Source organism: Pseudomonas sp. BN505, from assembly GCF_029873175.1.
In the GTDB taxonomy this organism is placed as follows: domain Bacteria; phylum Pseudomonadota; class Gammaproteobacteria; order Pseudomonadales; family Pseudomonadaceae; genus Aquipseudomonas; species Aquipseudomonas putida.
In genome coordinates this window covers 40,574-61,420 of sequence record NZ_SSOI01000063.1, presented here as the reverse complement: position 1 = coordinate 61,420, position 20,847 = coordinate 40,574, and the positions used below count along the sequence as shown (strand labels likewise).

Genomic DNA, 20,847 nt, shown 5'->3' with positions numbered 1-20,847 from the left:
GATATTCCGCCCCTTACCTGGGCTTCACCGAATCAGCCAATACCGACAATACCCGCATCATCGCCTTCCTGGCTGCGGTTGCGGCACGCACACTCGAACTCGGCCTGGGCCCGTGTGGCAAAGTTGAGGCTCAAGCGCATCTTTTCCTGGGTGTCGTAAAGGTCATAACCCTCTCCCAGGGCGGCGGGAAAGCCAAGACGCCGAGGGTAAACCTCTCGCTTTACTGGCACTGCGGGCACCACAACGAAGCGCGTCTGCATGATCGTCCCTCTTCGGCAGTGCTTAAGTATTAGTAGCCTTATGCCAAAGCATCAAGATGACTCATGCAATATTTTGGTTCAGTTACCTCTGCTCGCGGTAATGAGTGCGCAGAAACCCAACAGGCAGACAGCCCCGATGGCATAGAACAGCGTTCTCCATGGCTGCACGCCCAGCAGATAGGCCAGCGTATGCAGGACCCTGGCAAGGGTGAAAGCAATGCTCAGCCACACAGTGGGCTGCGCGGCTGTATCCAGGGCGATAGCCAGCCCACCCAAGGCGAAGAAAGCCGGAATGTTTTCCAGGTCGTTAGCCCATACCTTGGCGGCGCGGATCACTTCGGGTCGCTCAGCCGCCTGCGCAGCGTGTTTGAAGACAGCAGCATCCTCAGGGTTGGTAAACGCCACAAAGCGCAAGCGGTGATAGCCCTGGTAACAGGAGACCATGAACATCTTCAGGAAAAGCACCACCATACACAGCGCATAAACATTCAAGGCATTGCTCATGGCTGACGCACCCCGGCAACCCCTCTGTTGACGAGATACAACAGCGGCCCCGCCGAAACGAACACAGCCGTCAGCAACAGGTAGGGGAGCAACGATATCCCCTTCCCGCCCCGCATACGGTTGTCCCTCACCATCCAGACGCAGGCCAGCCCCGCCATCAGGTACAGGTCACTGACCACCTGAGCAGTGTCTGGCCGCGACAGCAGCATCAGCCCAAACGCCAGCAGCGACTGCTCGGCAATCAGCATCGTCCAGCCGGTATACAGCGAAAACAGCACCAGCAACGCCAGCGCGCAGATACGCAAGCCCATCGTCCTTTCCTCTGTAGGGGTTGCCGGCACAGTAGTGATAGGGTTGCCTGCGCTCAATGACCTGTGAGGTCATGGACGCTGCAATCAAGGACGATAAGGATCAAGGCATGGGTCATCATCTGTTCCATCGCAAAAGCCCTGCGCCGGATACTTCGGCAGGCCAGCATCTGCGCCACTTGCGCCAGCAGGCCGGGCTCAGCCAGCTGGCGCTTTCGCTATTGGCTGGCGTATCGCAGCGCCACCTGAGCTGCCTGGAAACCGGGCGCGCCAAGGCCAGCCCTGGCACCTTGCATGCCCTGCTTTCGGCCCTTGGCGCGCCACTGGAGCACTGCAACGAAGTGTTCATTGCCGCCGGGTACGCGCCCCGCTACGCGGCCTCGCCGCTCGACGCGCCTGAACTGGCATTGGTGCATGCCGCCATCGAACACATCCTGCAGGCGAACAACCCTGCACCTGCAATCGTCATCGACAGCAACTGGCAGGTCATCGCTGCCAATGCCAGTACCGGCCTACTGTTGGCGATGGTGGGTGTTGCGGCGCAGGCGGCGCCTGGCCTTAACCTTCTGGATACGCTGCTGCGCCCTGGCGGCCTGGGCGATCATCTGGCCAATGCGCAGGAAATTCGTGCCATTGCCTGGCAACGTGCATCCAGGGAGGCAGTGGGCAACCCGACGCTGGCAGCACACTTGCGCAATCTTCCCACCCCGGCCAACCCAGAGCAGGCGGCAGGTATCGCGCCCGTGCTGCTGACCCGCGTGAGCACCCCCTATGGCGAGCTCAGGTTCCTGTCGACCTTCACCACCTTCGGCATGCCGCTGGATATCACCGTGGAATCACTGCGGATCGAGCACCTGATCCCCGCCGACCCACAAACCCGGCAGAGGATGCAGGCGGCGTTTGATCAATGGTCGGCGGTTACAGCGTGAACGACAGCGCCTGGCCAAGGAACCTGGCGCTAACCTGATGGCCTGTTTCATTGAGGTCGAACGGCTGGCACATGGCCCCCGTGGTCACCACCTCACCTGCCTTCAATGTCTGGCCGCGTTCGGCAGCATGGGCATAAAGGTGGGCGAGCGACACCAGCGGGTCGGTCGCCGCATCGCCAGACAAGCCACGTGCGCGTAATTCGCCATCTACATACACCTCGGTGGTCTCGGCCAGGTCTGCAAGCAAGGGTACGTTGATGCCTGCCCCGAAGCTGTTGCCCACGACCAACGCCTCAAAGCCCACGTTGTCCGCCACGAAGCTTGGCCAGCCGACGCTCTTGCGGTCGACGAAGCGTGAGCGCACCACCTCGAAAGTGACGCAGGTTGCGCGAATATCCTCGCTGGCCGGCACCCGTCCCGCTTGCGGGGGGATATCGCGGTCAAGCACGAAGGCGATCTCGCATTCGATGGTCACAGGTGTCACCGCCGGCAGCTCGATGCGCACACCATCAGCGTGGCAGCGCTTTGCTTCCAGTTGGCCAATCAGCGGCCGGGACAGGTTGGCCGCACGCATGCCGGCGGGGCTGCCGACACCCAGCTTCCACCCGGCACGCTGGCCAGCGGCGGCGGCGAAGAACTGATCCTGGCTGTCATAGCCTTGTTTCAAGGTTTCGGGCCTGAGGCTGGCTGGCAGTTCCGTCAGCAAGTCACCGCTGCGCCAGTGCTGCAGCAACAGGGCCGCGGTACGTTGGGGTACGAAAAGCGAACTGTTCATCAAGACCTCATGGAAATGGGCGATGCCGGGCAACCGATGCTAGGGCCTGAAATTGATGAGGATAAATATATTGTCATGATGCCTGGCATCACAAACCGTTATGAAACGACTTCTGGAAGCTGATGCGATCCTTGTGGGAGCGTGTCGCGATTGGGCCGCAAGGCCGCTCCCACAGGGATTGCACAGGCCTGACGATCACTGGTCAGCAGAAACCGGCTGCTTCAGCAGCAATACGTAAGCCATCGCTGCCACCGCCGCCACCGCAGCACTGATCAGAAACGCCGAGGCAAACGACCCGGTCTGCTGGATGCTGAACCCGGTCACGATTGGTGCCACCGAGCCTGCCAGGTAGCCACCAAAGTTCTGGATCGAGCCAAACGAGGCAACGCGCTGGCTATCGACCACAGTGTTGGCAATCATCCAGGCAGTCGAGCTGGCCATATTCACGCTGAACAGCGCGCAGCACAGCAGCGCCACGCTAAGCATGAAGCCGCTGCCGAACGACAGCGGAACAGTAAATGCCGCCGCCGCGAACAACGCCGTCACCACTACCCGCTTGCGGCTACCCAACACGCTGGCGCCGTTCTTCACCAGGCGGTCGCAGATGCGGCCCGCGACAATGGTGCCCAACGCACCGAATACATAGGCCAGCGATACCACCCAGGCCGTCTGGTACAAGCTCAAGCCATGCTCACGTTCGAAATAGCCCGGCAGCCAGGTAAGGTGCAGCCAAAGCATGTAGATCACCCCCATGAAGCCCAGTACGGCGCCCCAGGTGCTCTTGTGGCGAAACAGCTCGGTCCAGGCCGCCAGTTGTGCCCGCAGGCTCGGCCTGGCGCTTGCCACCGGCTGTTTATGGGCCTGTGTCGCCAGCAGCCGCTCACGTTCCTCGGCAGGCAGCTCGGCCAGGTAGCGTGCCTTGCTTTTGTAGAAGGCAAACCAGCAGGCGGCGACCAGGATGCCGAATACCCCAGTGACAATGAACATGCCGCGCCAGCCCCAGGTGACCATCAGCAGGGTCAGCAACGGTGGCGCCAGGCACGGCCCGATGCAAGTCGACGACAGCACGATGCCCGTCGGCGTACCGCGCTTTTCGGCCTCGAACCACTCCGCCAGCGCTTTCGCTGCCGAGGGGAACATCGGTGCTTCGCCAATTCCCAGCACCACCCGCAACCCGATGAATGCGGAAAAGCTGTTGATCAGGCCGGAGGCTGTCTGCGCCACCGACCAACCCAGCAGCGCCGCCCCCAGCGAGATCTTGCTGCCCAGGCGGTCGATGATCATGCCCAGCGGCAGCTGCGAGAAGGCATACGCCAGGGAAAACGCTGACAGCAAAATGCCCATCTGCGACGGCGTGATGCCCATGTCGCGCTGGATCGACGTATTGGCGATCGACAGCGCACTGCGGTCGACGTAGTTGATGATGCCGATCACCAGCAACAGGCTGACGGTGATGACCTGGTACTTTTTGAACGGGTTCGGGCTGGCGACCGCTTCCCCTGTGGGGGCAAGCTCGGCTTGCGCATACTTGGTATTCATGGGCGTTCACTTTTGTTGTTATTGATTGAAAAGCGGACTGGCGCCTTACATCGACGCTTCAAGCAACCACTGGTAGTCCTCGGCAGACGCCTCACGCGGGTTGGTCCGATGGCTGTGATCGGCCAACGCGCCCTGGATTATGCGTGGGTACTGCTCTTCGCTGACACCCAGTTCGCGCAGGCCGGTCGGCAGGCCCAACGCGCGGGTCATGTCGCGGATGGCCTGTTCGATCTGGCTTTCGTCTGCCAGCCCCATCGCCTGGGCGATACGCGCCATCTTGTGCTCGTTCAGCACAGTAGTGGCTTTGCGGTTGAACGTGATGACAGCAGGCAGGAAAATCGCGTTGAGGGTGCCATGGTGCAGGCGCGGGTTGATCCCGCCCAGTGCATGGCTAAGGCTGTGCACGCAGCCGAGCCCCTTCTGGAAAGCCAGTGCACCTTGCAGTGAAGCGCTCATCATGTTGATACGCCCATCGAGGTTCTGCGGGTCTCGGGTAGCGCTTTCGATAAAGCGCCATGCACGCCACAGGCCGTCCAGGGCGATGCCGTCGGCAGGTGGGTTGAATGCAGGTGCCATGAACGTTTCCAGGCAGTGGGCAATCGCATCCATGCCGGTGGCCGCGGTTAGTTGCGCCGGCAGGCCAAGGGTCAGCGCCGGGTCGCAAATGGCCGCCTTGGGCACCACATGGGGCGAGATCACGCCCACCTTGCGCCCGTCATCGAGAATCAGAATGGCGCCCCGCCCTACCTCGCTGCCGGTCCCGGCCGTGGTGGGTACGGCAATCACCGGCGCGGTTGCCGGCGTGATTCGCTCCAGGCCACCCTCGATCACCGCAAAGCTTTTCAATGGCCCATCGTGCCTGGCACACACGGCCACACCTTTGGCCAGGTCGATCGCCGAGCCGCCGCCAATGGCGATGATGCCGTCACAGCCGCACTCCTTGAACATGGCCACGGCTTCACGTACCGCGTTCTCGTTGGGGTTGGGTGGTGTACCGTCATAGATCGGCAGTTGGGCCGCGCTGCCGGCAAAGGTGTTCAACGCCGTATCGACGATACCGGCAGCGCGCACGCCGCGGTCGGTCACGATCAAAGGCCTGGTTATACCAATGCGCTCGCACTCGGCAGGCAAGAGGGCAATGGCGCCGATATCGAACTGGATCTGGGTGATGTAGTTGATCAGGGACATAAGGCTCAGCAGGCTCCTGGCATTGTTGTTATAGGCGGTTCAGTCGCACTGGATGCGACACCGTGCAGCGCCAGTATAGGAATGCGCGCCTGGCCATGGTATTGAGAACAATCCATAGCGGTATAACCAGGACGCATACCCGATGACCCCATCACTTAACTCGATCATGTCCAGGCTGCATGCCCGCCACCTGCGCCTGCTCATCGAGCTGGACGAGCACCGCTCGCTGCTGGGTGCAGCAGGCAGCGTCGGGCTTACCCAGCCCGGCGCCAGCAAAGCGCTGCAGGAAATCGAAACCACCTTCGGCACGGTGCTGTTCAACCGCACCAACCGCGGACTGGAGCCCACGGCCGCCGGGCACTGCGCCATCCGCTACGCGCGCGTGGTGCAAACCGATATTTCCAACCTGCGCCATGACCTGGATGCAATCCTGCGCGGTGTGGGCGGCCGGCTGGCGGTGGGCGCCATCATGGGCGCCGTGCCCTTGCTGATGCGGGCCGTATCACAGCTGGCCAGTATCCAGCCGCAGATGTCGTTCGAGATCATCGAAGACACCAGCCAGTCGCTGCTGGCACAGATCGAAAGCGGCCGGCTGGACATCGCCCTGTGCCGCACCAGCGTCAGCAATGCGCCGCAGCTGTTTGCCAGCACCTTTGTCCAGGATGAGACGCTGGCGGTCATCGCCAATGTCGACCACCCGCTCAAACACGCCCAAACCGTCAGCCTTGCCGAGTTGGCCGAAAGCCGCTGGATCGTATACCGGGCCAACATGCCGATGCGCGTGCAACTGGAGCGTGAATTCCACGACGCCGGGTTGCGCTTCCCGCTGCACCTGGTGGAGACCACCTCGATCCTGGCGACCTTGTCGCTGCTGCAGGACCGCCCCGACTTTGTGGCGTTGGTGTCGATTGACGTGGCCCGGCAATGCGCGATGAACCAGCAAGTGCGCATGCTGCCCCTGGCCATGGGCTCGGTCAGCGACCCTTACGAGTTGGTCACTCGCAAAGGCAGCCAAGCGACACCGGCCATGGAAAAACTTAGCGAGCTGCTATTGCAGGGTGGGCAACCTGGCCGCAGTTAGGCGTGTTGCAGCACCTGCACTCCATTGACCCAAATCAAGCCCTCGCGCCAGGTTCGCGCGACGATGGCTGCCAGCAAGGAATGACTCAAGCACCGCCAGGCGCACAGTGCACAACCCTCGAACACTGTGCGCGGCCTTGGACAAGGAGCCCCACATGAACCCGCTGAAACACATACTGGTAGCTACCGACCTATCCCCCCATGCCCGCAACGCGGCAGAGCGCGCTGCCTACCTGAGCAACGCGCAGCAGGCCGCACTGGACCTGCTCTACGTTGCCAACCCGGCCCCCTTCGAGCGCCTGAAGCAGTTGGTGGCGCCTGATGACGACCTGTTGAAGCGGGTACTGGACAGCGCCGGCGAAAAAACCCGCGCACTGGCAGCCCTGCTGTTCCAGCGCTACAACATTTCCGCAGGCGTGCAGGTCGCCAGCGGGTCGGTGATCACGGAAATCACCCGGGTGGTGCAGGACAAACACAGCGACCTGCTGGTATGCGGCGCCAAGGGTCAGAGCGTGGCGCGGCGCCTGCTGCTGGGTTCAACCGTGCAGAAAATGCTCAACCACATGCCCTGCCCTTTACTGGTGGTCAAGCCGGCCCCTCGTGCTACCTATCGCACGGTGCTGGTGCCGGTCGATTTCTCTCCCGCTTCGCTGCGCGCCATCAAACTGGCCAGGGCCATTGCCCCACAGGCCGAAATCATTCTGCTGCATGTGTACGAAGCCCCGTTCGAAGGCAGCGTGCGTTTCGCCCATATCGACCACGACACCCTCACCCACTACCGCAATGTCATCCGCAAGGACGCACAGGCACAACTCGCTGCATTGAGTGAGGCCGCGGGCATTGCCGATGCACGGCAGATTCTGGAGCACGGTGACCCTGGCTGGCGCATTGCCGAGCAGGAACAGGAGCTGGAGTGCGACCTGATCGTAGTCGGCAAGCAGGGTGCGAGCGCGCTGGAGGAGCTGTTGGTTGGCAGCGTTACCAAGCATGTACTGAACGAATCGCAGTGTGATGTGCTGGTCACGCCTAGCACCCAAGACCAGGCGGGCCGCCCTCCTCAGGGGCTGCCCAGCCTGCGTGTAGCATCACCAGGTCCCGCTGCACATCCACCCAGCATCAGAACGGGCAGTCGGTGGCCGTCGCCCACCTGATCAAAAAATCCATGGGTTTGTCCTTGGTGTGTAAATGGCAGCCTTGCAACGGCTGAAGAAAAGCATAACACTCGCTATATACATTTCTATACACCGCCTCTCAAAGCCCAGATGAAACCGTGATGTACGCTCATTCCGACATGCCAGACACGGCCAACGATGGCGCTGACGCCCCTTACGGCCCGATCGACCACTCGCTGGGCAACCCCGGTATCCGGCGCAGGAATCACAAGCTAATTCTGCAGGCTGCCAGCGAAGCGTTTGCCGTCACCGGCTTCACCGCCACCCATTCGCACGAAATTGCCGAGCGCGCCGGGTTGCCCAAGGCCAATATCTATTACTACTTCCAGACAAAAGAGAATTTGTACGTCCAGGTGCTGATGAGCTTCATCGAGCCGCTGGTGAGGGCTTCGGCAGCGTTGCGAAAAAGCGACGACCCGATAGTGGGCCTGCGGGCCTATATCAAGGCCCGTATCCGCATCATTCGGGAGCACCCTTTCAGCGCCGCCGTGTTCAGCCAGGAGTTGCTCTCAGGCGGCAAACGCCTACCTGAGGTGTGCAAGAACATGCTGCAGGAGGAAGCCAGGCGCAACGTTGCCTGCCTGCGCAACTGGATCGAGGATGGCCGGTTGGCGCCCTGTGACCCCGAACACCTGATGATTTTCATCTGGTCGGCAACGCGCACCTATACCAATCTTGCCTGGCAAATGTCGCAGCTCAGAGGTGTGGCCGTACCCGACAAGCTGGACTTTGATCGCGCCACCCGTACGGTCACCCAGATGGTGCTGGGCGGTGTCGTACCGGTAAGGCAAACGGCTGTGACACCGCGCTGAAACTTGGCTTCGTGGCCCCGCAACGCAATACTTTCCGCTCTAAACCAGGCGTTTCATCGATTGCGCTGATGATGACTATCAAGCGGCCTGCCTGTCGGCCTGGCGACGCCATCCCTATAATCGCCTGCAAATCCCTCCGCTCCTGCGCCTGCTACAGGCGACATCCCTCATGGAACCGACCCCCATGCCAAGCAACCGCCAGGCCCGTCGCGGCCTTCCCGAACATAATCAACAGAGTGTCACACAGCAATGGCTGGCAATCCTCTCGGTCGCCGTGGGTGCCTTCGCCCTGGTCACCAGCGAGTTCCTCCCGGTGGGGGTGCTCAACGATGTGGCCAGTGACCTTGGCATCAGTGCAGGCCTTGCCGGCCTGATGGTGACCCTGCCCGGCATCATGGCCGCGCTGGCAGCGCCGTTGATTTCCGTGGGGGTCGGCGCGCTGGACCGGCGCTACCTGCTGATTGGGCTGACGCTGATCATGATCATCGCCAACACCATCGTGGCCTACGCCGTCGACTTCAACTTGCTGTTGGTCGGCCGCGTGCTGCTGGGTGTCAGTATCGGTGGTTTCTGGGCGACCGCCATCGCCCTCAGCGGCCGCCTGGCCCCAGACGGCATGGGCGTGGCCAAGGCCAACTCGATCATCATGGCCGGCGTAACCCTGGCGACCGTAGTGGGCGTGCCCGTGGGCACCTGGCTGAGCGGCCTGATGGGCTGGCGCATGACTTTCCTGGTCACCGCCCTGGTGGGCATACCGGTGCTGCTGGCGCAGGTATTCCTGCTGCCGCGGCTGCTGCCGGAAAAGGCTATTCGCATCAGCGACCTGCCAGCCTTGTTCATCAACCCGCAAGCGCGGGTCGGGCTGATCGCCGTGCTGCTGATCGGCCTGGCGCACTTTGCCGCGTACACCTATGTTGCCCCGTTCTTCAAACAGAATGCCGGCTTTGACGGGCCTACGATTGGCTCACTGTTGCTGCTGTACGGCGTCGCCGGGTTCATGGGCAACATTTTCGCGGGCTACGCTGCCAACCGCAGCGTGCGGCATACCCTGATGCTGGTTGCGCTGATGATTGCAGTGAGCACCGCCTTGTTCCCGCACTTCGCCACCGGCATGACGGGCGCCGCCATGCTGATCGCGCTGTGGGGCTTCGCCTTTGGTGCGTTCCCGGCCTGCGCCAATATCTGGATGTTTGTGGTGGCGCCCAAGGATGTTGAACGTGGCATGCCGCTGTTCGTGGCCATGTTCCAGGTGATCATTGCACTGGGCTCGTTCTTCGGCGGCCAGGTGGTAGACCATATGGGCACCGCAGTGCTGTTGAGCCTGGCTACCGCTTTGGTGGGCTGTGGTTTTGTCACCGTGCTGGTGCTGGGGCGCAACGTCAGCAATAACCTTGCTGCTCAGCCGGGCTGAGCAGCTGCCCAAAGCGACTGCGAAAAGCTTGAGCTGTCGGCACCGAGGCGCCTGCTTCGCGGGCCCCTCTCACAAGTACAGCGCCGGCTTCGGGCCGCGCTGTACTTGTGGCAGCAACTGTCTTGCACAATTCTTGACCGCTGGCGCAATCACTGCGGGAGCGGGCTTGCCCCAAGTACAAACCGCAGACATCGTTTACATTTCAAACCCTGAACCGCCCCACCAATGCCGTCATCTCGCCCACCAGCCCCGACAGCGCCTTGCTCGCCTCGCTGGTCTGCTGCGCTCCCGTCGCCGAGTTGATCGACAGCTCGCGAATGTTCAGCAGGTTGCGGTCCACTTCCCGCGCCACTTGAGCTTGCTCTTCGGCCGCACTGGCGATGACCAGGTTGCGCTCGTTGATTTCGCCAATCGCACTGTAGATACCTTCCAGCACCTGCCCCGAGGCCAGGGTCACGTCCAGTGTCGACTGCGCTCGGTTGGTGCTGGCCTGCATCGAAGCCACCGCCGCTTCGGTGCCCGCCTGAACGCGGCCGATCATCTGTTCGATTTCCTGGGTCGATTGTTGCGTGCGATAGGCCAGCGTGCGCACCTCATCCGCCACCACCGCAAAGCCGCGCCCGGCCTCACCGGCGCGGGCCGCCTCGATGGCGGCATTGAGCGCCAGCAAGTTGGTTTGCTCGGACACCGAGCGAATCACTTCCAGTACCTTGCCGATATCCCGCACCTGCCCGACAAGTTGCTCCAGGTGTGCACTGCTGGCCTGGATCTCGCGGGTCATGGCCTCGGTGCCGTCGATGTTCTCGCTGACTTGCTGTCGGCTCTGCGCGGCCAGCTGGTTGGACTCGCTGGTGGTTTGCGAGGTGGTGATGGCGTTGCGCGCAACCTCCTCCACGGCCGTGGTCATTTCGGTCACCGCGGTGGCTGCCTGCTCCAGCTCTTGCCCCTGCTGGCGCAGGTTGTTGGCGCTTTCCTCAGTAACCGCGTTCAACGCCGTGGCAGCAGCGTCCAGCTGCCGGGCACAGTGGTTGATCTGCCCCAGGGTGTCGCGCTGGCTCTGCTGCATGCGCTGCAGTTCGTGGAACAGCTGGCCGATCTCGTTGTTGCCCTGCCCCTGCACCGGCACGCTCAGGTCGCCACCGGCAATACGCTGGAAATGCCTACCGGCTTCGCGCAGTGGGTGCAAAACACGCTGGGCAATGAAGGCCCAGCACAGCGCCGCCAGCACCAAGGTCACCACCAACAGCCCCAGGCTTAGCAGTTGGGCGCGGGCCAGGCGCCGGTCAGACTCAAGCATGATCTGCTGGCCACGTTCGCTCAGTGCGCCCACCAGTTGCTGGCGCAGGGCTTGCAGCCGGCCCATGGCATTGCCGGCATCGCTGTTGACCTTGAAGTACTGCTCGAGCGAGCGCTGGCGGGTCGCCTCACGCTGCCCGGCCACCGCCCTGGCGTATTCGGCAAAGGTAGCCTGCAGCTCGGTTGCCAACGTGCGCAGGGCTGGCTCGCGGGCGTTTTCGACAAATTCATCGACCAGCTTCTGGCTCTTGTCGTTCAGCTCGACCGACAGCGCCATGCGCTTGCCTGCACTCTCCTCATGGCCCCCCAACTGCTCGATGAAGCCCGAGGACACATTGGCGCTGGAACGAATTGCCATCAACAACGCATTGTTCAACCGGTCGGACTGGTGTGCGGTCTGGTCCAGCTCGGTGATCTGCTGGTCGCTGCCCACTGCTGCCCACCAGGCACTGACAGTGGAAAACAGCAGGGTCAGGCTGAAAAGCGACAGCACCCAGAACATTCCGGTACGTATTTTCAGGTTGGCAAGCATGCGGGCAGTACTCCTTGTTGGCACCACTTCTGGTCGAAATTCGACGGTGGGTGTGCTGCTATCGGAGGTGCCCGCGCAGGCTTGAGGCGTGGGGAGTCGGTTATGGGCGGTAACCGAACAGATGTTGCCGGGCGCAGGTTGGGCCGCAGCCAATCTCAGCGTTCGAGGAAGTCGACTACCGCCTCCGCGAAGGCCTGCGGTTGGTCCAGCATGACAAAGTGGAAGCTGCCATCAATACGTTTGAAGCTGATGTTTCGCGTCCCTGCGTAGGCGTTTGCGAAGGTTGCATCAACGCTGGCAGCGGGTATGCCATACAAGGGGTCATAGGCATAGACGACCTGCACCGGCGACTGGATGCTGCCAAGCTCCGGGCGCAGGTCGGTGGTCATCAATTCATAGGTGGCATCGGCCACCACCTTGCGGTCCGAGCGCAGCGCGGCTTCGACCAGTGCCGGCCGGGCCGCAGCGGTCTTGGCCAGCCGGTCGATGGCTGTGCGCTGCATGGCTTCGGCCTGAACTGCCGGGGCCGCCAGCATCCCATCACGCAATGCCGCCGCCTGCGCTGCAGCCGCTTCGGCGGTAGCCATGGGGTTGATCAATAACGTGTAGAACGGCAGCGCATCGACAACCATCAGCCGCCCTACCCGCTCGGGGTGGCGTGCACCAAGCATCAGCGCGACCTCACCGCCCAGCGAATGGCCAATGATGGCCGGTGCCTCAAGGTGCTGGCTGCCGATATAGTCTGCAACCGCCTGGGCCACCGGAGCGGCCACGCGCCCGTCCACAGTGGGCACGGCAGGCGAGCCGGCAAAGCCTGCAACCTGCACCAGGTGCAGGCGATGTTGCTGGCGCAGTGTGCTGGCGAGCCCCGCCCAAACCTCACGGGAAGAGGCCAGCCCGGGGATCAGGATGACGTCCGGCCCGGTGCCCTCGACTTTTACCGAAATACGTTCGCCCGCTACAGGCACTGGCTGGCTTGGTGCAGCCAATGCCGAGCCCAGCGACAAGCTGGTCCCGATTGCTGCAAACAGGGTGCGTATGCGCATGGTCGCCATTCCTTTGACTTCAACGGAGAAAAGCCCGCCACTATAAGGCGCACGGCAACCCATGGGAAAACTATCGTTTGCAACCCGCTGCGCTGCACCGTTAAAGTCGGGGCCTGGGCGCCGGCTGCGCCTGCGGTCCGCGCAAAGGGGTTGCCCGAGCCATGCTTCACTCCATTTCCATACCAGCTCCCGGCTTGTCGGCGGACCGAGCCCCAAAGGAGTTGGCATGCCCGCCATCAATGCTTCCCGCCACCACGGCTTGCTCGACCTGCCCGCCTTGCGCAAACGCGCCAAGCGCTTGCTGGCTGAACTGAGAAACCACCAAGCCGACGACGCCCGCGAGCAATTGCGCACGCTTGGCCTGCCCGGCCCCGACTACCGGCTTGCCGACACCCAATGGCTGGTGGCCCGCGAGGCCGGCTTTGCCAGCTGGCCAAGGCTCAAGGCCCATGCCGACGCCGTGGCTTTCGCAGCACGCCACCCCGGTTTTTCCGCGGATGACGAGGCCAGCGTGCAGCATTGGCGCTGCGGCAACGACATCGCCCACAGCTTGCGTACCGCCGGGTTTGCCGGCGCCTTCCAGATGTTCGACGACCCGATGGTCATGGGGCCTGTACCGGCGCTGCCCGACGAGCAGTACTGGCAGGTGCGCAGCGCCTACGTGCAACAGGCATTCAAGCTGAGCCCCCTGGACCTGGAACAGCGCCAGGCCGCGCAGCGTAGCGCACTGGCCGGGCTGAACCGCGACAGCGAAATTGTGCTGTGGTGCGAGGCCGACGCTTACGACCAGCTGTTCCTGATTCGCGTGCTCGCCAGCCTGCCCGGCCTGCCGCGTCGGCTTGAGCTGATCGAAATTGATCAGGTACCCGGTATCGAGCGTTTCATCGGCATCGGGCAACTGGCCCCCGACCTGTTGGCCTGGCTGTGGCCGCAACGTCGCGCACTGGGTGAGGATGCACTGGCCCTGGCCCGCGAGGCATGGGCGGCCTACACCGCACCCAATCCAAAGACCTGGGCAAGCCTCGCTGACCACACGCACCCGGCCTTGCCGTTGCTCGGCGGGGCATTGGCGCGCCAGCTACAGGAGCTGCCGGGGGCACAGGATGGATTGAGCCTTACCGAACGCCTGCTGCTGCGCGTGTTGGCTTCACGCGGCGAGCTACCGGCCGGGCGCGTTTATGGCCAGTTGATGATGCAGGATGACCCGCTGCCTTACCTCGGTGACCAGATGTTCCATGTGCTGCTGCAGCCGTTGATCCACGCGCCACAGCCGATCCTGCTGGAAGGCCCGGGAGAGGCCTGGGCGCAGCGACCGCTGCGGCTGACCCCGCTTGCCGAGCAAGTGCTTGCAGGCAAGGCTCACTGGCTTGATCACAACCCTGCGCAGCGTTGGGTTGGCGGGGTGCTGGTGGATGCGGCTGACAGGCCTTGGGTAGTGACCGAACAAGGCGAGGTGTGGCGACGTTGATGATTCCTCAGGGTTAGCAAGCCCCTGTGGGAGCGGATTTACCCGCTCCCACAGAGCCCTCATCCGGGCTTGCATCTTGATTTTATCCCGCAGCAATAGCGCTCCACGCCTGTGCCAAACGCTGGGTGGCCTGCCGGATCTCATCCACATCCAGCGAAGCAAACCCCAGGCGCAAAGCATTCTCGGCATGGCCAAACGGCGAGAACTGCCGACCACTGCGCACCACCAGGTCCAGCTCCAGCGCCTTGGCTACCAACTGGTCCACATTGATCGCGTCGGCAAACCGCACCCACAGCGCCAACCCACCTTCCGGCTCCTGCACGGTAATCTGCTCGCCAAACGCATCGTGCAGGCAAGCCAACAGGGTCTGCCGACGCCGACGGTACTCGCGGTTGACCCGGCGCAAGTGCTTCTTCAGCTCGCCATCGTTGATCAAGTCCCCCAGCATCCGCTGCATCACCGCATCGCCCTGCCCCAGTGTCAGCGTCGCCCTGCGCTCCAGCACTGCGGTTACCTCTACCGGCGCGACGATATAGCTGCAACGGAACGTGCTGCCCAAGGGCTTGGACAGTGTGCCGATGTAAATCACGTGCCGCTGCTGACGGTCGCTGGCCAAAGGCAGATAAGGCCGCCCGGAAAAGTGGTATTCGTAGTCGTAGTCTTCCTCGACCACGCAGAAGTCGTGCCGCCGCGCCAGTTCCAGCAACTGCTGCCGGCGCCCGGCTGGCAAGCTGACCGTGGTCGGAAACTGGTGATGGGGCGTTATGTACATCATCCGCACCTTGTGCTGCCGGCACAGGGCATCGATCTGATCGACCCGGCAACCCTCATGGTCCAGGTCCACGGTCACCAGCCGGGCACCCAACTGACGGAAAATCTCCCACGCCGGCGGATAGCTCAGGCGCTCGACCAGCACGGCATCCCCCGGCTTGAGCAGCACGCTGGCCAACAGGGACAACGACATCTGCACGCCTTGGGTCAGGCAGATATGCTCGGCGCCAACGTTCAGGCTGCGATTGTGCCTCAGCATATCGGCCAGGGCGGCGCGCAGGTAGAGGCTGCTGCAATCGCTGCCATGGCGCACGCTGTTGCTGGTAAAGCTGCTGCGCAAGGCATTGCGGTAATAGCGATGCAGGACTGCCTGGGGCAACAGCCGATGGTCACAGGCGCCGTTGTCAAAGAACAAGGCCCCTGGCCGCCCCTGCTGCGCTGCAGCCCGTTCGTTCGCCTCGAAGTAGGCAACGGCAGGCTCCTCTGGCAACGCCAGGGCGAAAGGCCCCGTGGTAGCGGGCTCGGTGGGTGTTCCGGTCGCCAGCTGTTGGCTGACGAAAGTGCCCCGGCGCTGCACGCTCTGCAGCCAGCCTTTGGTCTCGGCTTCCTCGTAGGCAAGGATCACCGTCTTGCGGTTGACGTTCAACAGTTGCGCCATTTCCCGCGTGCCCGGCAGCGGCGTGCCAGGGCGCAGGCGGCCCTCGCTGATCGCGGCCACCAACCCCTCGACGATCTGCCGGTACGAAGACTGCGCCCCATCAAGCTTGAGCAGCGGCTGCCATTTGCGAAGCTGGACCATGTGAATTATCCAAAACTGGAGGTTCTGCTGGTCCTGGACTATAGCAACAATCGAGCCTCCATTTGCCCCCCGAGGTGCTCATGCAAAGCCGTCACGTCATCGAATTGTCGCCCTCGGGCAAAACCTTCGAAGCCAGCCAGGAGCTGCTGCTCGATGCCATGCTCGCCAGTGGCCTGCCGGTACCTTTCTCCTGCCGCCGCGGCGCGTGCGGGTCCTGCAAGGTGAAGGTGGTATCGGGGCAGTATCAGGACAAGCAGCGGGATGCAGACACCCCCGCGCCCTCCTACCCCCTGGCCGCCGACGAGATGCTGCTGTGCCAGAGCCACGCCTGCAGCGACATGCGCCTGGCGATCCCAGGTTGGTCCCTGGACACCCCGACACTGGTGTTCCAGGCGCAGGTTCACAACCAGCGCGAGCTGAGTGCGGATATCGTCGAACTGGTGCTGCAACCTGCTCAACCGCTGGAAGTGCGGGCAGGTCAATACGTAAGATTCCAGCTCGACAACGGTGACAGCCGCTGCTTCTCCATTGCCAACCTGCCCGTTCAGGACCAGGGGCAACTGGTGTTTCACATCCGTAAGGTCAGCGGCGGCGTGTTCACCGAAGGCCTGCTGCCCACCCTGCAAGCAGGTGCCGTACTGAACCTTGAGGGGCCGGTGGGCGCCTGCACCTGGCAGCATGAAGACCAACGCCCACTGGTGCTGTTTGCCACCGGCACAGGATACGCCGGCATCAAGCCCTTGTTGCTGACAGCCCTGGCCCGCGGGGCCAAGGTCACGCTGTACTGGGGCGGGTCATCGACGGCGGACTTCTATGACCGTGCGTTTCTCGAGCAGGCCAGCCATGAACACCCCAACTTTCGCTGGCACCCGGTTCTTTCGGCTGAGGCACGCGTGCAGCAGGTGGCGTTGGGCCAGGCGCATCAGTGGGCCGACACCCAGGTCTATGCCTGCGGCAATGCCGCCATGATCAACCAGGCCCGCGAACTGTGCCTTGCCGCCGGCGTACAACCCCACCGATTTGTCGCGGAGGCTTTTGTCGCCAACGGCGCACTGGCACCCCAGGCTGCAGCCGCCAACACCCTGCACCCAGAGCTGGAAAAAGTCGGCCCACGCTACTCGCTGGACGGCATGCTCGCTGCCCGCGAGCAGTCAGTGCGCTCCGTGGCCACGATCGCCAGCCAACTGCGCGTCGGCATGACCACCGCCCAGGCACTGGAGATGGCTGCGCAAACCTTGCAGGCAATGGGCGCGTCCCACACCTGGCACCCCACCTACATCCGCTTCGGCGACGACACCGTGCGTACACCGCGACAAGGCATCAACCTGCAACGTGTATTACGTACTACGGATATCGTCGTAGTCGACGTCGGCCCGGTATGGGATGGCTACGAAGGCGACTATGGCGACACCTTCGTGTTTGGCCAACGCGACCTGCATCACGCTTGCGTCAAGGCACTGCATGAAGTGTTCGACGAAACCCGCCAGGCCTGGGGCCGCGGGCTGACCGGGCGCGAGCTGTATGACTTCGCCGAACACAGTGCCCAGGCCAAAGGCTGGCAGCTGGAACGCAACCTGGCCGGCCATCGCATCGCCGACTTCCCGCACATGCTCTATGGGCAGGACAAACTGGCCGAGGTGGAAATCGTCCCGAGCGAGGTGGTATGGGTGCTGGAAATACAGCTGTGCCATCCCACCGAGCCGGTCGGGGCGTTTTTCGAAGACATTCTGATTGGGGAAGGTAAGCCGACCGTGGCGAGGGCCGCTTGATCCCCAAGCCCTGGCGGTTGTCGATCAAGCCGGATTTACAGGATAAGGTTGCCAGCAGGACGCTAACAGACACGGACGAACAATATGCAAATACGCAACCTGACCCCGGACGACCTCCCCCAAGCCAGCACCTTGTGCCTGGATGCCTTCATGCAGGCAGTCGCGCCCTCGCTGTCTACCCAAGGCATCGAGACCTTCACCAAGGTGGCAGCACCCCAGGCGTTTGCCGAGCGCATGCAGGGCGACAACCTGATGCTGGCCTGTGTTGCGCAGGGCGCCCTCGCGGGGCTGATCGAGCTCAAGGAAGGCCGCCACGTTGCGATGCTGTTCATTGCACCGGGCTGGCAACGCCAGGGCATCGGCACGCGCCTGATGAATGCAGCACTGGAACACGCCCGGGTTGACGTCGTGACGGTCAAGGCATCGCTGCCTTCAGTGCCTGCCTACCAACGCTACGGCTTCACCCTGGCAGGCGAAGTGGGCGAGTTTTCCGGGCTGGTCTACCAGCCAATGGAAAAGCGCCTGCCGACCGTGTAGGTGCGGCCGTGTCGCGAAGTGCCGCAAAGCGGTGCCTGGTTTTCAGCTTTGCAGCTGTTGCTGCCGGGGCCGCTGTTCATGGGCCAGCGTCGCACTAAGTGCTGAGGGTGTTCGCCCAGAGCATGATGGGAACCGTTGAACCCGTCTACCCTGCCCCCCTGCCAAAGGCGTAATCCTCGAAAACTAACCACCCTATCCCATGTGAGCACTGTTCATGCCTATCGACTTCAGGCCCGCCCAAGCCTCGGACGCGCACGATATTGCGCGCTTCTTTCAACTGACATCGGAGGGCATGGCCGATTACATATGGAGCAAGCTTGCCGCACCTGGGGAAGCGTTGCTGAGTGTCGGTGCGTCTCGCTATGCCAGGGAACAGGGCGACTTTTCCTACAAGAACTGCCTGATGGCCACCTTCGAAGGGCGCGTCATCGGCATGATGCATAGCTATGCCTTGCGCGAGGCCCCTGACAGGCCTGTCGAGACAGACCCGGTGCTCGCGCCTTATGCCGACATGGAAGTACCCGACACCTTGTACATATCCAGCCTGGCCCTGGATGAGGCCTGGCGCAGCCAGGGGCTGGGCGTGCAGTTTCTTCGCCACGCCCAGCAGCGTGCTGAGGACGCTGGCCTGGCAGGGCTATGCCTGATCGATTATGCAGAAAACCACGGTGCACGCCGCTTCTACGAACGTCACGGTTTTCAGATTGTTAAAACCTGCCAGATCGTTGCGCACCCGATGCTGGGCGTAACCGGTGAAGCCTATTTGATGTATCGCCCCACCCACAACGTGCTCGAGAAAAAGCCATGAACAAGAAACTGACCGTGTTCCGCGAACTGGATATCCAACCGGTGCGCGACCTTCCCTTTTTTGAAGAGGTGCTGGAAGGCACCCCTCATACGCTGACGTCCAAGTACTATCACGATGAACAGCAAGGGCGCATTTCCGGAGAATGGGAAGCCAGCACCGGGGCCTGGCGCATAGACTACAAAGTGTGGGAGTTTTGCCATGTTCTGAGTGGACGCTGCGTCATCGAACTTGAAGGTTGCGCCCCCCTCACACTGGCCGCTGGCGACACGTTCATTATCGAACCGGGCGCCAAGGGCAAGTGGACCGTGCTGGAAGACATGAAAAAGAACTTCGTGATCCTCTTGCCGGCGAACTAGGCACGGGTCGCATTTCATCGAGCGCAGCTCAGATCACTGTATGAGCGGGCGTGCCCCGCGAACACCGCCGGAGCCGGTGCCATGCACCGCGTGGCCCCATTCGCGGGACAAGCCCGCTCCCACAATGACCATTGTTCTCTGCGTCACAGCGCCCCATAGCAGGCAGCCCTGACCGTGCTGCAGCCAAGAAGGGCTCAGCTCACCATCACTTCGTCCAGTGCCTGTTCAAGGGTGCTGACCGTGCGCTCGATATTGTGCAGCTTTTCAAGCCCGAACAGGCCGATACGGAAGGTCTGGAAGTCGGCCGGCTCGTCACATTGCAACGGCACCCCGGCGGCTATCTGCAGGCCGTGTTCGGCAAATTTCTTACCGTTCTTGATGTCGGCGTCATCGGTATAGCTCACCACCACGCCTGGGGCCTGAAAGCCGGCTGCGGCCACGCTTTTGATGCCTTTGCCGGTCAACATGGCACGTACCCTATCGCCCAGCGCCTGCTGTTCAGCGCGAACCTTGTCGAAACCGTAGGCTTGCATCTCGTTCATCACGTCATTGAACCGCGCGAGCGAATCGCTGGGCATGGTCGCATGGTAGGCATGCCCGCCCTGTTCGTATGCCTGCATGATCTGCAGCCACTTTTTCAGGTCGCAGGCAAAGCTGCTGCTCTGGGTATGCTCGATGCGCTCGAGGGCCAAAGCACTGAACATCACCAGCGCGCAGCAAGGGGAAGCGCTCCAACCTTTTTGCGGTGCGCTGATCAGCAGGTCGACTGCGCACTTGTGCATATCAACCCACAGCGTGCCTGAGGCGATACAGTCCAGCACGAACAGCCCCCCCACTGCATGCACGGCGTCGCCAATAGCCCGCAAGTAATCATCGGGCAGGATAATCCCGGATGAGGTTTCAACGTGGGGGGCGAAGACGATTTGCGGCTTGTGCGCCTCAATGGCCGCCAGGACTTCGTCCAGAGGCGGCGGCGCGTAGGCTGCCTGGCGATCCGCCTCGACCGGCCGCGCTTTCAGCACCGTGGTAGCCGCCGGGATGTTGCCCATCTCGAGGATCTGGCTCCAGCGATAACTGAACCAACCGTTGCGGATCACCAGGCATTGCTGGCCGGTGGCAAACTGCCGCGCTACCGCTTCCATGCCGAATGTACCGCTGCCCGGCACTACTGCAACCGCCTGGGCGTTATAGACCTGTTTCAGGGTGCTGGAAATGTTCTTCATCACGCCTTGAAATGCCTGGGACATGTGATTGAGCGAGCGGTCGGTGTAGACCACTGAGTACTCGACCAGCCCCTCAGGATCAATACTTGGATATAGCTTTGACATGCGGTGATTCCTTTGGCAGAGATGTCATTGGTATGGACCCTCTCCTGTGCCTTGGCAAATGAGAGGATTGATCGGGACTGTTTGCAGGTGGCGTATAGCCTCTACCCCGCAACCATCCAGCTGCTGATACCCCGACTCACTGTACCCACTACAGCCGTA

The 20,847-nt window shown here is 62.4% G+C and carries 19 protein-coding genes and 1 pseudogene; 10 read left to right on the top strand and 10 right to left on the bottom strand.

The features are described 5' to 3' along the window. Window positions 1–32: 32 nt before the first annotated feature. The 3 genes from E8E78_RS19830 to E8E78_RS19820 form a co-directional block, all read right to left on the bottom strand. Window positions 33–260: a hypothetical protein gene (locus E8E78_RS19830; RefSeq protein ID WP_049274930.1), complete on the bottom strand. Its 228-nt coding sequence runs from the start codon at window positions 258–260 to the stop codon at window positions 33–35. 78 nt (window positions 261–338) lie between these two features. Next, entirely contained in the window at window positions 339–764 is a 426-nt protein-coding gene (locus E8E78_RS19825; protein ID WP_049274931.1) for an MAPEG family protein, read from the bottom strand. Beyond that, window positions 761–1,075, bottom strand: a complete 315-nt coding sequence (locus tag E8E78_RS19820) for a hypothetical protein (protein ID WP_049274932.1) — start codon at window positions 1,073–1,075, stop codon at window positions 761–763. Before E8E78_RS19820 ends, E8E78_RS19825 begins: the two co-directional genes overlap by 4 nt. A 107-nt stretch (window positions 1,076–1,182) precedes the next feature. Between E8E78_RS19820 and E8E78_RS19815 the strand changes: the two genes are divergently transcribed. Then, on the top strand, window positions 1,183–2,001 hold the full coding sequence (locus E8E78_RS19815) for a helix-turn-helix domain-containing protein (RefSeq protein ID WP_059396228.1): 819 nt from the start codon (window positions 1,183–1,185) through the stop codon (window positions 1,999–2,001). Here E8E78_RS19815 and E8E78_RS19810 read toward each other — a convergent pair. The 3 genes from E8E78_RS19810 to E8E78_RS19800 form a co-directional block, all read right to left on the bottom strand. Then, window positions 1,991–2,776 carry a fumarylacetoacetate hydrolase family protein gene (locus tag E8E78_RS19810; protein WP_049277334.1) on the bottom strand — a complete coding sequence of 262 codons (786 nt, stop codon included), beginning with the start codon at window positions 2,774–2,776 and terminating at the stop codon, window positions 1,991–1,993. The genes E8E78_RS19815 and E8E78_RS19810 overlap by 11 nt on opposite strands. Before the next feature lie 195 nt (window positions 2,777–2,971). Then, the gene (locus E8E78_RS19805; protein WP_049277332.1) at window positions 2,972–4,315 is read right to left on the bottom strand and encodes an MFS transporter; all 1,344 of its coding nucleotides are present in this window, start codon (window positions 4,313–4,315) and stop codon (window positions 2,972–2,974) included. Between the two features lie 45 nt (window positions 4,316–4,360). After that, window positions 4,361–5,503: an iron-containing alcohol dehydrogenase gene (locus tag E8E78_RS19800; protein WP_059396203.1), complete on the bottom strand. Its 1,143-nt coding sequence runs from the start codon at window positions 5,501–5,503 to the stop codon at window positions 4,361–4,363. 142 nt (window positions 5,504–5,645) lie between these two features. Between E8E78_RS19800 and E8E78_RS19795 the strand changes: the two genes are divergently transcribed. The 4 genes and pseudogenes from E8E78_RS19795 (at window position 5,646) to E8E78_RS19780 (ending at window position 9,978) form a co-directional block, all read left to right on the top strand. Then, entirely contained in the window at window positions 5,646–6,584 is a 939-nt protein-coding gene (locus E8E78_RS19795; RefSeq protein WP_061202411.1) for a LysR family transcriptional regulator, read from the top strand. 154 nt (window positions 6,585–6,738) lie between these two features. Continuing rightward, window positions 6,739–7,611: pseudogene (locus E8E78_RS19790) on the top strand (universal stress protein); the annotation flags it as partial. 245 nt (window positions 7,612–7,856) lie between these two features. Beyond that, complete coding sequence (locus E8E78_RS19785) at window positions 7,857–8,567, top strand: TetR/AcrR family transcriptional regulator (RefSeq protein ID WP_080889292.1); 711 nt, start codon at window positions 7,857–7,859, stop codon at window positions 8,565–8,567. Window positions 8,568–8,751: 184 nt separating this feature from the next. Then, the gene (locus tag E8E78_RS19780; RefSeq protein WP_059396205.1) at window positions 8,752–9,978 is read left to right on the top strand and encodes an MFS transporter; all 1,227 of its coding nucleotides are present in this window, start codon (window positions 8,752–8,754) and stop codon (window positions 9,976–9,978) included. A 202-nt stretch (window positions 9,979–10,180) separates the two neighbouring features. Here the strand turns inward: E8E78_RS19780 and E8E78_RS19775 are convergent, their stop codons facing one another. Together E8E78_RS19775 and E8E78_RS19770 are read right to left on the bottom strand one after the other, a co-directional pair. Further along, the gene (locus tag E8E78_RS19775; protein ID WP_059396206.1) at window positions 10,181–11,806 is read right to left on the bottom strand and encodes a methyl-accepting chemotaxis protein; all 1,626 of its coding nucleotides are present in this window, start codon (window positions 11,804–11,806) and stop codon (window positions 10,181–10,183) included. 155 nt (window positions 11,807–11,961) lie between these two features. Then, window positions 11,962–12,852: an alpha/beta hydrolase gene (locus E8E78_RS19770; RefSeq protein WP_049277318.1), complete on the bottom strand. Its 891-nt coding sequence runs from the start codon at window positions 12,850–12,852 to the stop codon at window positions 11,962–11,964. A gap of 226 nt (window positions 12,853–13,078) precedes the next feature. Here E8E78_RS19770 and E8E78_RS19765 point away from each other — a divergent pair, with 226 nt between their 5' ends. Then, complete coding sequence (locus E8E78_RS19765) at window positions 13,079–14,320, top strand: DUF1835 domain-containing protein (protein WP_280313460.1); 1,242 nt, start codon at window positions 13,079–13,081, stop codon at window positions 14,318–14,320. Window positions 14,321–14,402: 82 nt separating this feature from the next. On the opposite strand, the gene E8E78_RS19760 is transcribed toward E8E78_RS19765, so the two are convergent. After that, complete coding sequence (locus tag E8E78_RS19760; RefSeq protein WP_059396209.1) at window positions 14,403–15,890, bottom strand: PLP-dependent aminotransferase family protein; 1,488 nt, start codon at window positions 15,888–15,890, stop codon at window positions 14,403–14,405. 80 nt (window positions 15,891–15,970) lie between these two features. Between E8E78_RS19760 and E8E78_RS19755 the strand changes: the two genes are divergently transcribed. The 4 genes from E8E78_RS19755 (at window position 15,971) to E8E78_RS19740 (ending at window position 19,360) form a co-directional block, all read left to right on the top strand. Further along, entirely contained in the window at window positions 15,971–17,659 is a 1,689-nt protein-coding gene (locus E8E78_RS19755; RefSeq protein ID WP_049277313.1) for an NAD(P)H dependent flavin oxidoreductase family protein, read from the top strand. A gap of 84 nt (window positions 17,660–17,743) precedes the next feature. Next, entirely contained in the window at window positions 17,744–18,196 is a 453-nt protein-coding gene (locus E8E78_RS19750; RefSeq protein WP_049277311.1) for a GNAT family N-acetyltransferase, read from the top strand. A gap of 214 nt (window positions 18,197–18,410) precedes the next feature. Then, complete coding sequence (locus tag E8E78_RS19745; RefSeq protein ID WP_016500266.1) at window positions 18,411–19,004, top strand: N-acetyltransferase; 594 nt, start codon at window positions 18,411–18,413, stop codon at window positions 19,002–19,004. Next, window positions 19,001–19,360: a cupin domain-containing protein gene (locus tag E8E78_RS19740; RefSeq protein WP_016500267.1), complete on the top strand. Its 360-nt coding sequence runs from the start codon at window positions 19,001–19,003 to the stop codon at window positions 19,358–19,360. The genes E8E78_RS19745 and E8E78_RS19740 overlap by 4 nt, the downstream gene beginning before the upstream one ends. 194 nt (window positions 19,361–19,554) lie before the next feature. On the opposite strand, the gene E8E78_RS19735 is transcribed toward E8E78_RS19740, so the two are convergent. Continuing rightward, window positions 19,555–20,688, bottom strand: coding sequence for an aminotransferase class V-fold PLP-dependent enzyme (locus tag E8E78_RS19735; RefSeq protein ID WP_049277309.1), 1,134 nt, complete (start codon window positions 20,686–20,688; stop codon window positions 19,555–19,557). Window positions 20,689–20,847: the final 159 nt, after the last annotated feature.